Annotated in this window: 12 protein-coding genes; 10 read left to right on the forward strand and 2 right to left on the reverse strand. The window is 47.2% G+C overall.

Features of this window, described 5'->3' with window-relative positions:
• Positions 1 to 302 precede the first annotated feature (302 nt).
• From G358_RS0113830 to G358_RS0113875, 10 genes are all read left to right on the forward strand, one after another.
• Complete coding sequence (locus G358_RS0113830) at positions 303 to 2,693, forward strand: ABC transporter permease (protein ID WP_019637831.1); 2,391 nt, start codon at positions 303 to 305, stop codon at positions 2,691 to 2,693.
• Between the two features lie 138 nt (positions 2,694 to 2,831).
• Complete coding sequence (locus G358_RS0113835) at positions 2,832 to 3,683, forward strand: polysaccharide deacetylase family protein (protein ID WP_026342254.1); 852 nt, start codon at positions 2,832 to 2,834, stop codon at positions 3,681 to 3,683.
• A 267-nt stretch (positions 3,684 to 3,950) separates the two neighbouring features.
• On the forward strand, positions 3,951 to 4,841 hold the full coding sequence (locus G358_RS0113840) for a carbohydrate ABC transporter permease (protein ID WP_019637833.1): 891 nt from the start codon (positions 3,951 to 3,953) through the stop codon (positions 4,839 to 4,841).
• A gap of 19 nt (positions 4,842 to 4,860) precedes the next feature.
• On the forward strand, positions 4,861 to 5,697 hold the full coding sequence (locus G358_RS0113845; protein ID WP_019637834.1) for a carbohydrate ABC transporter permease: 837 nt from the start codon (positions 4,861 to 4,863) through the stop codon (positions 5,695 to 5,697).
• Positions 5,698 to 5,746: 49 nt separating this feature from the next.
• Positions 5,747 to 7,501 (forward strand): cache domain-containing sensor histidine kinase, encoded by a 1,755-nt coding sequence (locus G358_RS0113850; RefSeq protein WP_240480029.1) that lies wholly within the window; start codon positions 5,747 to 5,749, stop codon positions 7,499 to 7,501.
• A complete protein-coding gene (locus G358_RS0113855; protein WP_026342255.1) occupies positions 7,485 to 9,104 on the forward strand; it encodes a helix-turn-helix domain-containing protein in 1,620 nt (539 codons plus the stop codon). The genes G358_RS0113850 and G358_RS0113855 overlap by 17 nt, the downstream gene beginning before the upstream one ends.
• Positions 9,105 to 9,243: 139 nt before the next feature.
• A complete protein-coding gene (locus G358_RS0113860) occupies positions 9,244 to 10,668 on the forward strand; it encodes an extracellular solute-binding protein (RefSeq protein WP_019637837.1) in 1,425 nt (474 codons plus the stop codon).
• An 8-nt stretch (positions 10,669 to 10,676) separates the two neighbouring features.
• Complete coding sequence (locus G358_RS0113865) at positions 10,677 to 11,531, forward strand: glycoside hydrolase family 43 protein (protein WP_019637838.1); 855 nt, start codon at positions 10,677 to 10,679, stop codon at positions 11,529 to 11,531.
• A 4-nt stretch (positions 11,532 to 11,535) separates the two neighbouring features.
• On the forward strand, positions 11,536 to 13,626 hold the full coding sequence (locus G358_RS31750; protein WP_019637839.1) for an alginate lyase family protein: 2,091 nt from the start codon (positions 11,536 to 11,538) through the stop codon (positions 13,624 to 13,626).
• 14 nt (positions 13,627 to 13,640) lie between these two features.
• On the forward strand, positions 13,641 to 13,955 hold the full coding sequence (locus G358_RS0113875; RefSeq protein ID WP_019637840.1) for a cupin domain-containing protein: 315 nt from the start codon (positions 13,641 to 13,643) through the stop codon (positions 13,953 to 13,955).
• Positions 13,956 to 14,539: 584 nt separating this feature from the next.
• Here G358_RS0113875 and G358_RS0113880 read toward each other — a convergent pair.
• Entirely contained in the window at positions 14,540 to 14,809 is a 270-nt protein-coding gene (locus tag G358_RS0113880) for a hypothetical protein (RefSeq protein ID WP_019637841.1), read from the reverse strand.
• The gene (locus tag G358_RS0113885) at positions 14,793 to 15,683 is read right to left on the reverse strand and encodes a PhzF family phenazine biosynthesis protein (protein ID WP_019637842.1); all 891 of its coding nucleotides are present in this window, start codon (positions 15,681 to 15,683) and stop codon (positions 14,793 to 14,795) included. The genes G358_RS0113880 and G358_RS0113885 overlap by 17 nt, the downstream gene beginning before the upstream one ends.
• Positions 15,684 to 15,707: the final 24 nt, after the last annotated feature.

Genomic DNA, 15,707 nt, shown 5'->3' on the forward strand with positions numbered 1-15,707 from the left:
GAAAAATAACAATGAAATTTTTGTATTATGAACGTGGTACCGGTTACACTTTTCGTACGCTTAGTTTAATGGATGTGACTAAAGTGTGTCAATTGAATTCCTGTGGTAATTCTACCCATGGAAACCATGTGATTATAAAATGAAAAAACCTTCCATGAGAGGAAAAATCGCCTTTCCATAGAATATTAAAAATGTAGAAATAGTTAATTTGTGAAAATTGTTGCAAGGGCAGGTGAGTTAACTGGATTGCGGAATACCGGCTTTGTTCAATTCGAAGACCCTGAATACTAGGAAGGTGTAAAATGTTTAAACCGTCTCAATCAGCGATGAAGAAGATTTCAGCAGCGAGCATAAAGGCAGAAAGAGTGAAAAATTACTTTGCCGGCAGCAGTATCGCCTTGGCCGCTTTTTTATTGACCGTGGTCATGACCTTTGGCTACAATTCTTTTTCTAATATAAAAAATGAATCTGACTTTCAAGCGCTTTTTTACGACGTCCGCCAGGATGAAATTACCCGCATCAGCGAAACAGAGGAGATTAGTCAGTTTGGGCTCTACATGGAAGTAGGCAGAGAGAAGAAAGAAGATCGTTCATTGTCGATGTTGTACACGGACCAGACTATGATGGATTTAACTCATGCCCGTATCGTTCAAGGAGAATTTCCAACGAAGCCAAATGAAATTGCGATTGAACAAGATTACGTTGCATCGGAAGCCGGCAGTCCGGGTCTTGGTGAGCCGATCGTACTGGAGTACAGAAATAATGCCAGTAAACAAATGCAAACGAAGGAATTCGTCATTTCGGGCTGGCTGCAAACAACGGCCTCTGGAGATGACCAGCGTTTGGGGTATAATGCCTTAGTATCGAAAGAATTCATTGCAGCCGATCCGTTTCTCTCCCAAGCGAACTACTCTGTAGCCTTTAATATCAACGATGCTGACAGCTATTCAAACGAAGCGTTAAAGTCCAAAATTCAAGATTTAGGAAAACAAATCGGCATTTCTGAACAGAATGTCCAGATTAATCATCTGAATGTAGATACAAATCATTTATCAGGCAGCACCATACTCTTCATCGCTTGTATTCTGTTTATCATTGTGTTGGCCTGCTCGCTGGTGATTTACAATATTTTTTATATATCCATTAATAAACGAATTAGACAATACGGTCAGCTAAGAACATTAGGAACGACGAGGAAGCAAATGAAACGGCTGGTGCTGTATGAAGGAAAACATCTATCCCGCAAGTATATTCCATTAGGGGTTCTCCTTGGCTGCTTGATGAGCTGGTTAATGAATCCCTCCATCTGGATGATGGTTCCCAGTCTGTTTCTCGCGCTTTTAGCAGGAATATTTACAAGCTTGACGGTCCGAGTGTCGCTAAACGCCCCGGCCAAGTTTGCGGCAAAGACATCTCCGATAGAAGCCATTAAACATGTCGAGACCGGCAACTATACAAAGAAGGAGAGAAAAATCTCGAAGAGATTGACTCCTTTCTCTTTAGCCGCCTTGAACTTATCGAGAGGCAAGAAGAAGACGATGTTGACTTTATTGTCGTTGATTTTAAGCGGGATACTTTTTATTTCATTGGCCACACTGCTCAATTCGGTAGATCCCGTCTCCAAGGCAAAGCGGTACTTTCCAGGCAATGGTCATTTTAACGTTCAAATTAATAGTGAGCTGTACTCTGAAACTGTTAATTTAAGCGATCTCCAAAGTGAGAACCAGCTATCCACTGATTTAAAGGAGAGTATCTTGGCTATCAATGACGTGAACAGCGTCATAGAGCATCAATATCTTGAAGCAGCCGTTAAAGATGCATACACAGAGGAAGGCGCTGTGGTAGTGGGCATCGAAAATATTTCGACGAGCAACATCCAATGGCTAAGCGAGCACTTGGCTGCGGGGACGATCCCTGAAATTCAATCTTCCGACACAGCCTATATTCTCATGAATAGCGCCAGCAGTGAGTTTGAATTTTATGATTTTCAGCACGCTGTGGGGGATCGCATTTCATTCATCATAGGCAACGGCCACGAGAAGGTTGAACATGAATTTGTCATTGCAGGCGAAATTCGCGATAAAGACTCGAGAGTTCCTTTTTATTTGCCATCTGAAGCGATGCAAGCCATCGCCCCCTTTAACCCTAATCGAAGTTTTGAAGTAGTTATGATGGAAAATGCCGATGAACAGCTGGTGAAAAACGAGCTGCAGCACCTTATTGCCAACAAGGAAACATTAAACTTATTATCGTTTTCCGAAGTTGTGGCGTCGAATAAAACAGCCTTCAAAACGATCACGATGGTTATGTATAGTTTTATGGCTTTTATAGCATTATTCGGTGTCATTAATTTGATGAATACGATTATCACTACGATTTCGGCAAGAAAAACCGAGCTTGGCATTATGCAGGCTATTGGTTTGGATCGAAGAAAGCTATCAGCCATGCTAGGATACGAAACAGGATTTTTGATTATAGGAAGCTTAATAGTTGCTCTTATTGCCGGGAACGTGATTGGATACGGAATAAGTGAAGTGGTAGGAAGCCAGGGCGGGTTTTCATATATCCATTATCAATTCCCGTTGAAGGCCATTCTCCTGTATGCCATGGCTATCCTGCTTGTGCAGGCGGGAATTATTCAATTCGTCAAAATTTCCACTTCAAGGCAGACCGTTGTGGAGCTGTTAAGGTAACAGGGGAAGGCTGTCAACCATAGGTGAGAGCTAAAACAGCAGAAGGGATATAGCGGTAGCAGTTTATGCATAATTTCATTCCAAATAACCAAGCCTACAACATAGTAAATATCTAGGAAAGCAGGGGCTGTATTTGCGATGAAATTTCTTCGAATTGTGATTTGCCTGTCCATCCTTTGTTTGAGCTCCAGTTGTATGCAAAAAGATACGCAAAAAGCACAGCAGACTAAGCCGATTGCCAAGTCAGGGCAACCTAAAGTATTACAAACAAAATCTGCCACACCTGATTTGGCAAGCGGGCCGGAAAAAAACATCCGCAAGCCTCATCCTCTCTCCCTGGCAGATTTGCGCAAGAAATACCGCAGCACCTTCCTGTTGAATGGACCTTCATCCAGGCGGGCAGTGGCTTTGACATTCGACGATGCGCCGGATGCTCACTTTACACCGCTTGTTCTGGATGCTTTGAAGAAAGAGGGCGTACAAGCTACGTTTTTTGTAGTCGGAAACCGGGTCGAAGCGCACCCCGAAATTATGAAGCGGATCGTTCAGGAAGGGCATCTTATTGGGAACCACTCCTATAACCATGCCAACCTTCCAAAAGTATCGGATGCCGAGTTTCGGGATCAAGTTCAGAAAACGGATAAGTTAATTAGCCAGTATACCGGTTATACTCCGAATATTATTCGGCCCCCTTACGGAAATATTAGCGAGGGGCAGATCCAGTGGCTAGCCAGCCAAGGGAAAAAAATTATCAATTGGAACGTAGATTCCTTGGATTGGAAGGGGTTGACCACGCAACAGGTTGAGACCAATGTGCTCGCGCATGTCAAGCCGGGATCCATTATTTTGCATCACGCTGCCGGCGGTAAAGGCGAGGACTTGACCTGTACGGTCAACGCTTTGCCCCACATCATCAACCAGCTTAGAAAAGATGGGGTTGAGCTGGTTTGGGTTACGGATTTGCTCGGGCTGGACATTCCGGCTAAATAAACTAAGCGGAGCGGCGAACGATTCAGTATGACTCGTTATATGACTTAAAGTTAATCACACGTTTTTCTCATTGGGAAAAACGTGTTTTTTTATGGGCTACAAGCGCAAATCGAGTACGGCTGACCGTTACCCTACCCTTTTGACTGTTTTTTGATCCAGGGAACAATTTCAGAGTAAAATCGTCCCCCTTTGTTCGTGGATTGCTCCATCCTGACTTATGAAAGGATTGCTTTACAATGAAAATACAACGATGGGAGGGGATATACCATGCATCGAAATCGGGCAGGGGCTTATTTGTTCAGTTTTCCCAGCTTTTTCCTGACAGTGGCACTGGGGATTTATCCGGTGGTATGGGCATTGCGGTATATGTTATACGATTACCAGGGCCATGGTACGCCCAAATTTATCGGGCTTGAGAATTTCGCCAGAATACTCAGAGATACAGAGTTTTGGCAATCCGTTGTAAATACATTCATCTATGCGGGCGGGAAATTAATCATAACTTTGCCATTGTCGCTGATTTTAGCGGTTATTTTAAATCGGAGGCTATTTGGCAGACAGATGTGGAGAGCGATCTATTTTCTCCCTACTATATTTAGCGCGTCCGTAATGTCGATTGTGTTCTACATTATTTTCAACTCCTATAATGGCATTCTGAATCAATATCTGCACAAGCTCAATGCCATTTCCGGACCATTTGACTGGCTGGGCCCCAGCTATGCCATGCTTACGATTATTATTATTGCCGTGTGGGGGGCGGTAGGCAATTATATGCTGCTGTTTATCGCCGGGCTGCAGAGCATCCCCGAGGATGTGTATGAAGCCGCTTCGCTGGATGGTGTAAATGCCTTTCAACGTCTATGGTATATTACGATTCCGCTGCTGGGACCTGTCCTGCAAATGATCGTGATGCTGGCGATTACTACCTCACTGAAAGGCTATGAGAGCATCATGGTATTGACCGAAGGCGGACCATTCGGAAAAACCGAGGTGATGTACCTGTATCTTTATAAATTGTTCTTCCCGATAACGACGGCTCACACTTCTGTACAAAATATTGGCTATGGCAGCGCGGTAGGCTTCACTACTGCCCTCATTGTCGGTCTCATCACGTGGCTGTATTTTTGGATGTCCAGGAAGCTGAACAATATGTACTAACGCAAAGGGGGACACAGGAATGACGTTGAGAAGAGGATTACTGAAACTTCCTGTATGGTGTCTATTAATGGTTACAGCCGTGCTAATGCTGTTTCCAATTGTTGTGGCGATACTCGGCTCCTTCAAGACGAATCTTGAACTAACGACAGGAGCGACAGTATTTCCATCGAGCTGGCAGTTTAAAAACTATGTTCAAGCCTGGAGTCAGGCTAATTTCTCCAAGTATACGTTTAATAGTGTATTCGTATCCGTATTTACTACGGTGGGTACATTGCTGGTGTCCTCTATGGCAGCTTACGCCGTAAATCGGGTATCCTTCAAAGGGAAAAAGCTGTATATTTTTCTGCAATCCTTCACGTTATTTATTTCCATCGGTGCTGTTGTGCTGCGCCCGCAATTCGACATTATGATCAGCCTTGGGCTGCACAAATCATTATGGGGTGTTATTATTATTTTAATAAGCGCACATGCTACCGCTTTCTTTATGATGATAGGCTTCTTCAGCTCGATCCCTAAAGAATTGGACGAGGCTGCACTCATTGATGGCTGCAACTTCTACTCCACCTTCTGGCGAATTATTTTACCTCTGCTGCGCCCGGCCTTGGCAGTAGTTGCATTATTTACCTTCCGCAACGCCTGGAATGAATATATTTTGCCGCTCGTCTTCTCCTTATCGAGACCGGATTTGCAGACGTTGCCGGTTGGACTGGCTAATCTGAGGTACGGAGCGGGGGCGGCGATGGAGAATCAGCTGATGATGGCTGGCGCATGCATTTCTATTCTCCCTTTACTCATCGTCTATTTGTTTGCCAATCGTTCCTTTATGCAGGTTACAGTTGGTTCAGTGAAAGGATAGTCTACTTTGTGTTGAGATGAGGTAGAGTATGAGAAGATTATTCAGAAGAATGTCATTGAAAAAACGTTTGTGGGTATCCTTCATACTCTTGACCGTCATCTGTATTTCTGCCACGGGATCTTATGTTTCCGTGTTTTTTTCTAATCAAATGAAAACTCAGGCGACGAAAACGAGTCAGGATACATTGAACAAAACGGCGCAGGTATTCGATGAAAGATTACGTCATATCGTGGTTTCTATCTACACCTTCATGATGGGAGAGCCCTTTCAGCAGCTGATGATGGATGTTCAGGCCAATAAGCGAAGCAATTATTATAATCAGCTTTCCAGAATTCAAACTTCTTTCGCTCAAATGTTGCTGACGGAACAATCGATTGAGTCGGTGATTGTCCACACCCCGATTGGCGATTTCTATCCGTCGGAGAGCAGGCGGAACAGGGACGTTATTTTCGCTGATACGGAAATACAGAAGCGCATAACCGAGGCGCAGGACCCTTGGAACACCTTATGGATTCCTGGACACCAGGATGAGCTCTTCAATAAGCGATCGAATGTTCTTTCATTAGTGATCAGACCATTATTTGACCCTCCGCAGCCCGGGGTATATGTCGTAGTAAATATTCGTGAAGATGTATTACTAGATATGATACAGGCAAATTTGCAGGAGGGCAGCCTGAGGCAATTTTTAGTAGACCGCAGCGGCAGGCCGGTATTTTCCTCTTCATCGATATTGGAAGAAGCCGATCGGCTGCTCTATGAACAAATTGAATCCAGCGATAAAGGTCATTTTGAATATACGTTTCATGACGGAACTCATTATATGATCAACTACAAGGCGTTGGAGATGAATCCGGGGTGGGTCTTAATCGGCTATCAGTCCAAATCGGAGCTGCTGGCTCCTGTCCGGCACATGAACTGGACCCTGCTTACGATCATGGGGATTTGCATAGCACTAGCGCTGGTCATTTCCAGCATGCTGTCCGGACTATTGCTCAAACCGCTTTATAAGCTTAGAAGTCTAATGTTAAAGGTTGAGCAGAACCATTTGAACGTTCGCTTCGAAAGTGTATTTGAAGATGAAATCAGTCAAGTGGGGCACAGATTTAACCGGATGCTGGAGCAAATTGGAGAACTTATCGAAGAGGTGAAACTGTCGGAACGGGAGAAGAGAAAATCGGAGATCAAAGCGCTGCAGGCGCAAATTGATCCTCATTTTCTGTACAATACGTTAAACACAATTTATTGGAAAAGCCAACTGGAAGAGCATAAGGAAGTTAGTGAAATGATTGTGTCGCTTTCCCTTCTTTTCCGGCTGGGTTTAAACAATGGTCAGGAAATCACAACGCTGCAGCAAGAGCTGGATCACGTTACACAATATTTGAATTTGCAGGCGATGTGCTACCCCGACCTTTTTCAATATGAGCTGGTGTTAAGTGATGATCAGCTCCTGAAGGTACCTGTACTCAAAATACTGCTTCAGCCGTTGGTGGAAAATGCTATACTGCATGGTTTTCAAGGTTTGTCCCGCCAGGGCTGTATTCGAATTGAAGTACAGGCTTCTGCAGGTATGTTGATCATGACGGTGAGTGATAACGGCTGCGGAATGACGGAAGCGCTTGTTGAGAGAGTGTTGAACGATCAGGATAGAGTGCGTTCAAGCTACGCCTTGTCCAATGTAAGGACAAGACTCAGCCTTTATTACGACAATAAAGCTTCTATTAAAATTTCAAGTAAGGTAAACGTTGGTACGTCCGTCCAGATTACAATACCGTTGGCTAGAGGTGAGGATGATGAGCGGGATTAAGATGTGCATCATTGACGATGTAAGGACTGTCATTGACGGGATCATGAAAAAAATAGCTTGGTCAGAGCACGGGATCGAAGTGATCGGCACAGCGGCTAATGGCGAGGAAGGCCTGGAGCTGATCCGTTCCAAGCAGCCGCACATTATTTTGACCGATATTCGTATGCCGATGAGAAGCGGGATTGATATGATCCGTGAGCTGCAGGAGGAAGAAGGGGAGCCTGTAAAAGTCATTTTTTTCAGTGGATACTCTGACTTTGCTTACGCCCAAGAATCTATCCGTCTAGGAGCTTTCGATTATCTGTTAAAACCATTTACGATCCAGCAAGTAGTTGATGTGGTGCTTCGCGCCAAGGAGGAAATCGAAGCGGAAAGGATGGAACAGCTTGATCGGCTCGAGCTGGAGCAGCAGGTTCGGGAAAGTTTGCCTTATTTGCGTCAAGAGTATCTCCGGCTGTTCATTCGGCACGATGAGAGTCTGGAGAGAACGGACGAGAAGTGGGAAGTTCTAGGGATCGATTTGTGGAAAAACGGGTTTGTAACGATGTGCGTCCAGATGGACAGCCTTTCCGACCATAAATCGCTTATGTCGCACTGGGAGGCGGAGCTTTGCCGGTTTGCCGTACAAAATATTTTGGAGGAGACGATTAAGAAGCAAACGAAGGGTGTCGTCTTTCGAGAGCACCTGGATCAGTATGTCGTTCTCTTGAATACTTATGACGCCATGGATATTTATGACCTGGCCGAGAAGTGCCGCGACAATGTATTGCGGTATGCGAAGCAGTATATTTCCCTTGGCATAGGGAGCTTCGTGGAGGAAATATCCGAGATCAGTCTTTCGTATGAGCAGGCAAAAACGGCGTTAAGCTATCAGTTTTATTTTGGAGGCGGTTGCGTCATTTCGTATTCGGATATTCAGAGTGACGGAAGCATTACACCCCAATATGCTTTGGAGAAGGAGACGGAGCTGCTCTATTGCCTTCGTTCCGGCAATTGGAAGGGAACGAGTGTGCTGCTCGACAGCATCTTTGAAGAATGCTTGCGCTACCCGACTCCTCCCGAGCCAGAGGCGGTAACGAACTTGTTTTTTGGGCTTGTATTTTCCATGTACCGGGTCATCGCAGAGAAAGTGGATGAGGAGCAGCGGAAATGGCTCGATGAACGACTGAAACAAATCAAGAAAGGGCATTACCAATCTACGGAGGAACTGCAGCAGGACGTCAAGGAATTTGGCAGGACTAGCTGCGAATGGATGCAAAAACGGCAAAATAATGATTACAGTCAGCTTATTCAGCAAGCTAAAAGCTATGTGAACAACAGACTCGGCAGCGATTTGAGCGTCCAGGAATGCTCGAATGTTGTCCATTTAAGTCCCAGCTATTTCTCCAGCCTGTTTAAGAAGCATACAGGAATGACCTTTATGCAATATGTGACCTGGGCGCGGATGGAAAGGGCGAAGGAATTGCTGCTGGAGGGCAGGCAGGTTCAGGATATTACCTATGAACTTGGCTATAAGGATCGTCCTTACTTTACAGAGCTATTCAAAAAGCATGCAGGCTTAACACCGACGGAATTCAGGGGTAAGTATGAAGCAACGGAGTAAGGAAATAAAGCCAGGAAGTGAAATCAGGAAATGAAGAGATTCTTCCCTCTATCATCGTATGTTTGTCCTTCATGGATCGTATAGGACAAGTGCTACAATGTACCCATAGCATCGAGCACATAAAGGGGAGGTATAACAAATGAACAAACGAGGTCAAAAAAAGAAGGCGCTTTCAATCATCCTGCTTGCCCTGGTTTTTCTGTTAGCCGCTTGCTCTGGAAATCAAGGAGCTGCAGAAAATCAGAACGGGAAGGCAACCGGCACCGGCGGTGAGTCTGCCAAATCCGCTGGTGAGAAGATTAAGCTGTCGTATTGGACAATGGATCGCCATGACATGGACTACATGCAGGAGCAAGTCGATAAGTTCAATGAAACCAATGAGGATAACATTGAGGTAGAAATGAAGGTCATGGCGGATAACTACAACCAGTCAATTGAAGTAGCGTTTGTGAGTAATCAGGCACCAGATGTGTTTAAGGTGAATGATTTCCAGACCTACGTAAGCAGAGGATATCTAGCCCCGTTGGATGATATGTTCTCAGCAGAGTTTTTGCAAAAATTCGATGGGCTGCTGGTAGACAATGTTTATAAAAAGGACGGTAAAATATATTCCCTGCCAAACACGGGGCAATTCTGGAGACTGTTGTATAACGTAGATTTAATGGAGCAGGCGGGCTATACGGAGCCGCCAAAAACATTGGCGGAAATGGTAGATGCTGCCAAGAAAATTACCGAAAACGGAAAAGCTGACGGGATCTACGGCTTTGCAAGCAACTTCAAGAGCGGCTCAGGGTTTACCCGCCCGGCTTATGCTATCGGCTCCCTAAGTTCCAGCACCTCACATGAAGGGTTCAACTATCAAACGGGTGAATTTGACTTTGGCATGTTCCGGGATGTTGCGGAAGCTTTACGTCAAATCAAGGAAGACGGCAGCTTGATTCCGGGGGCTGAATCGCTGGATATCGATCCGCTGCGCGCCCAGTTTGCCCAAGGAAAAATCGGGATGTATGTTAACCATTCCAGCGAGCCTTCTGTCTACCAGTCCCAATTCCCAACGGACATTCGCTGGGCTTCGTCCATCGTACCTACCGTGGATGGTCAGATCAACGGGGTTACATGGGTCAATGCTACGGGCTACATTGGCATTAATGCCAATACGGATAAGAAGGAAGCTGCGGCAAAATTTATGGAGTTCATTTACTCTCCGGAGCTGCGTGTGGACCATCAGGAGAAAGGATTGGGCCTCTCCGTTCTTCCTTATGTCAACGAAGCCGCTGCCAAGCCGGAGTTAAAAGGAATCGAAGATTTCCTGCCGACGCAATATGACGGCATTTATCCTGCCAATCCGCTGGCCATAACGGAAAGCAAGCTTGAGGGCAAGAAAATGACGGACGCCTTCATCGAATATATTTTCACGCACAATCAAGAGATGGACGCTTTAATTGAAGATTTGAACACGAGATACGGGAAGGCGCTTGCCCTTGTAAACGCGGAGGGCCTGAATAACATCACAGCCGACCCGAGCTTTAGCGCTACAAAACTTCAAGGCACGTTGGGGAATTAGGAATAGAGATGTATGTATTCTCCTATTTTAAAACGAATGATGAGGCAATGTATCTTGCGATTAGTGATGATGGCTTAAGCTGGCGTGAGGCATGTGATGGGCTTCCTGTACTACGAAGCCGTGTAGGGACAGGGAGATTGCGCGATCCCTTCATTATTCGGGATCAGACGGGGACCTTTCAAGCTCTCTGGACGGACGGATGGGAGAGTCCGGCGATAGGGTGTGCCAGCTCAACGGATCTGATTCATTGGGAGGAGCAGCGGCTCCTCCCTGTAATGATGGATGTGCCTGGAGTGAGAAATTGCTGGGCTCCTGAAGCCTACTGGGATGAAGCAGCAGGGATGTACCGGATCATCTGGTCTTCTACTGTTCTTGCCCAGAGCGAGGAGGAGCGCAGGGATCATAGAATTTGGTCTGTCCATACAGCAGACTTCAATTCCTGCTCGCCGCCTGCTGTCTTTTTTGACCCGGGCTATAACGTCATTGATGCCACCGTGACAGGGCTGGATGATCGATATGTCATGCTGTTTAAAGATGAGCGCGGACATAACGAGCTGGGGACGGCATACAAGGCCATTCGCTCAGTCCAATGGGGGAAGCAGGCACATACTGGGCCAAGTACAGTCGAATCATCGGATTTACTGACACCAGCGCTTACGGAGGGGCCGACTCTGTATCGTGATCCAAGCGGACAATGGATCATGCTTTATGATGCTTTTCAAGATGGGTATTACGGAGGCGTGTGCAGCGATGATCTAACCGTCTGGGAGCCGCTTGGCTCCAGGCTGAAACTCCCGCAAGGCGTCCGGCATGGGAGCGTGCTCCAGATTGACGGAGATGATAATGCGTTAACAGGGAGATGAGCTCATGGAGTATTTATTTTTTTCAGAAGCGGATCGAAGGGAATGGGGGGAGCAGTTTAAGCGCCTGTTTCCGGACAGTGCGCAGAAGGCGAAGGCGGAGGCCGATTATTATTGCGAGAATAATGCTTTTCTTTGGAAAGGCCAGGTCATTGAGATGGGTACGCCGATTAATTGGCTGCACAACCCTACAGGGGACAAGGAATTTACGTGGTCAATGAACCGCTTTAAGCATTTGAGAAGTCTAGGTATTTCTTATGCTTGCACAGGAGACGAGCGCTATGCGGCGAAGGCGCTGGAGCATATCATCGGTTGGATTGAAACCCAGCCATGCCCCCGTCATTTGCCTGAGGCGGAATTGACGTACTTTCAGCGACCAGGCCCTTGGCGGCTGCTTGAGGTAGGCTTAAGACTTCGCCAATGGGTGTATGCTTATCATTTCTTCCATGGTTCGGAGAGCTGGACCACGGATTTGGAGCAGCGATTTTTTGATTCGGTAAAGGAACATGGCTGGTTTCTCTCGACGTATATGGCCAGCTTGGAAATTAACCATTCCATTATGCATATGATTGGGCTGCTGAGTGTATCCCTTACCTTTGAATCCTGGGAGGAGAGCAAGGCTTGGCGCCAGAAAGCTGTCGAGCGACTGGAGCAGTGCATTCGGGTGCAGGTTCTGCCGGATGGCGTGCATACGGAGCTGACGCCGCATTATCATATGGTATCGCTGGAGCTGTTCACCGACTGTGCCTATATGATGAGTAAAAGAGGTTATTCCTTCTCCGAGGAATATGAACGGATTCTTGGCGAAATGGTCTCCTTCGCACGCTGTATGAAGCGGCCGGACGGGGGGCTTGCGCCTTTCGCTGATTCCTACGCGGGCAACCTGTTGGATATCAACGCGACCGCTCTATATTGCCATCGTCCCGGGGACTTGCTGAAATCCCAACTGCATGAACAGTTCTGGACATTCGGTCCCGAGGCCATTGTTCAAATGCTGCATGAGGCGGAAAACACGCCATCCATAGAAGCTGAAGCAGAGCTGCCCTTTGCCTTTCCGTCTGCCGGCTATTATGGGATGGGAAACCGCGAGCATAAAATGATCTTTGATGCTGCTGGCTTAGGAGGCCCGCACGGGCACGCAGATGCGCTGTCGTTCGAACTATACGCTTTTGGCGAACCGATATTTGTGGACACCGGCACATATACGTATATGGAAAACCCGTGGCGCCGGTATTTTAAAAGTACGGCTGCACATAATACGATCCTGGTAGACGGGCAGGATCAAACGCCATACCTTAGAACACAGCGGTGGGGCGAGCCGGAGGCTCAAGTTTCTTTGCTGGCCTGGGATCCGGACGGGCAGTTCATATGCGCTGAGCATGATGGGTATAAGATTCGTGGTATAATGCATAGAAGGGCTGTATGGTTTTTAGAGACAGGAGAATGGATTCTCTTCGACCGATTGCAGCGAACGGACAACCCTGTAACGGGTGCCCATACAACGGGTGCTCATACTACCGATGATCGTACAACGGGTGCCGATACAACGGGTGCTCATACTACCGATGATCGTACAATGGGTGCCGATACAACGGGTGCTCATACTACCGATGATCGTACAATGGGTGCTCATACAACGAGTGCTCATACTACCGATGATCGTACAATCGACGCTCGTACAACAGGTGTTCATACTATAGGCGCTCATACGTATCAGCATCGTCTGCACAGCCGGTTATTGCATTGGCAGGTGCAGGACAATAGTGAAGGACCCTTCGTGAAGTTTTATGCCGAAGGTACAGGAAGCGATAACGAAGCTATCGGGTGCGAACTGCTTCTATTCGGATGTCAAGGTACGGAGCTGGATGTGGAGGACAGCTGGGAATCGGTAGAGTCCTTAAAGCTTGACCCGCTCAAAGTGGTGCAAGGGTTGCTGACAACCGGGGAGAAGGCGTGGTTTATTACTGTACTGAGTCCTTATCAGGGGCAGCGCAAGCTGCAGCCCGAACAGTGGAGTGTCGTTTTGGATGAGGCTGACCGTCCGGTGCTGCATGTCCAGAGAGCGGGCGACAGCACGTCCTATACGATGCCGGAATAGAAGGAGATGAGCGCGTGAGCAATTTGAACGAATGGGAGAACGCTGAGCCGGGAGTTAAACGCAAAATTTTTCCTCCGGGGGAGAGCGTCATGATGATGGAGGTTCATTTTGAACAAGGGGCGAAGGGCTATTTGCATCGCCATGTCCATGAGCAGTTATCTTATTGCCTGGAGGGCAGGCTTGAATTTACTATAAACGGCGAGAAAACGACTGTATCTGCGGGGGAAACCCTGTTCATCCCCAGCATGGCGGAGCACGGCTGCGAGGCGCTTGAGCCTAGCAAGCTGCTGGATACGTTTACGCCGCTGCGCGAGGATTTATTGAAATAATTTTGGTTTTTTTAACACAAAAATCATAACAAACACGCGTGCGGTAGCTGGAAGCAGGGATTGCGTATGAAAAATCATACACAATCGCCTCGCAGTGGCCAGGTGCAGGCATTGTATATGAAAAGTCATATACAAAGACCCTGCAGTGGCCAGGTGCAGGTATTGTATATGAAAAATCATATACAAACACGCGCTTAGTGGCCAGAAGTAGGATTGTATATGAAAAATCATACACAATCACGCGCATGGCGGCTGGCTACAGGTGTTGTATATGAAAAATCATATACAACACCTCCGTAGTGGTTAGATACAAGAATTGTGTATGAGAAATTATACACAATACTCCAGCAGCAGCCAGGTCTAAGCGGAAAAGATCTGAAATCCACTGCGGATTCGGCAAATAATGGGGACGGAGGCTGCTCTGTTCCCATTATTTTAGTCGAACTTCCCTTTTTTGCTGTTCCACCCTTTACATATCGATTGGCTGGCGTTAGCTGCCTCCACAAGTCATTGGCGCTACTCTTCGTCACGCCCCTCTCTGCTCTCCGCCACTCCCCATCACAACTCTCAGCAAGTGATCGTCGCTACCTTCGCCACTCCCCATTGCAGCTCTCCGCAGTGATCGTCGCTACCTTCGCCACTCCCCATTGCAGCTCTCCGCAGTGATCGTCGCTACTTTTGCCACTTCCCATTGCTGCTTCGCAAGTCATCGCCACTAACCTTCGCGGCTCTCCGTAAGTCGCACCAACCTTTCTCCACAAATCATCGCTTTTACCTTTCCGCCACCAATCCCTCGCAGCCAATTCCTCGCGGCCCTGGGAGCTAATTCCTCGCAGGCTAGCTATTTGCCGCAAGCCATTCGCCCTTGGCCACAAAAAATACTTTGCCGCCGATCCGGATATCGAATGTACCGCCGCTGCTCTTTGATGCCGCTATATGGAGGAGAGAAGGACGGCCAATCGCATATCCTTGCTCTACTCGCAGCCGAATCTCACTACTCTGCTTAAATTCGTGCTCCAGCAGGTAGCCGGCCAGATTCCCGTTGGCACTGCCGGTAGCCGGGTCTTCATAGTATCCTGTGTCATTTACAAATACCCGGACATGGAGGTCATTCTGTTCATGGACCGTTTCTTCTGTAAACACAAGAATGTTCGCATCCGCTACATTTTCCAGAAATGCCTTGTACGGTTTGTGGTCGATGACACAATTTTGAACGGCTTTCAGCGTTTTTAAAGGGACGATAACGGATGGAAGACCTGTGGAGGATACAAGGATGGGGAAGTCAGTACGGATGTCCTCCAAGCCGATTTGCAGCAGATCGGCGATGACGGCCGGGTCAATGGGCTCCCCGAAAGCGGGCTGCGGCTGTTTCATCCACAGTTCTTGAGTTTCTCCATCCGCTAAGGAAACCGGGATGGGCCCCACCCGGAGATTCAAGGTGATCAGAGGGCTTTTCTGCTGATCGAGCACATGGTGAATTACGAACGCTGTTCCCAAGGAAGGGTGCCCCGCAAAAGGGATTTCCATATCCGGGGTAAAAATCCGGACGTTATAACCTCCATTCTCCTCTCGCTGATCCGACATAATAAAAGTCGTTTCGGAGAAGTTGATTTCCTTCGCAATCTGCTGCATTTCAGCAGCAGCCAGCGCCCTCTTCGGCAGCAGCACGGCAAGCGGGTTGCCTTCATATTTTCGTTCGGCAAACACATCCACAATATAGAAACGCATACGAAACCTCTCCCTTATGGCAAA

The organism is Paenibacillus fonticola DSM 21315 (genome assembly GCF_000381905.1).
Classification (GTDB): Bacteria; Bacillota; Bacilli; order Paenibacillales; family Paenibacillaceae; genus Fontibacillus; species Fontibacillus fonticola.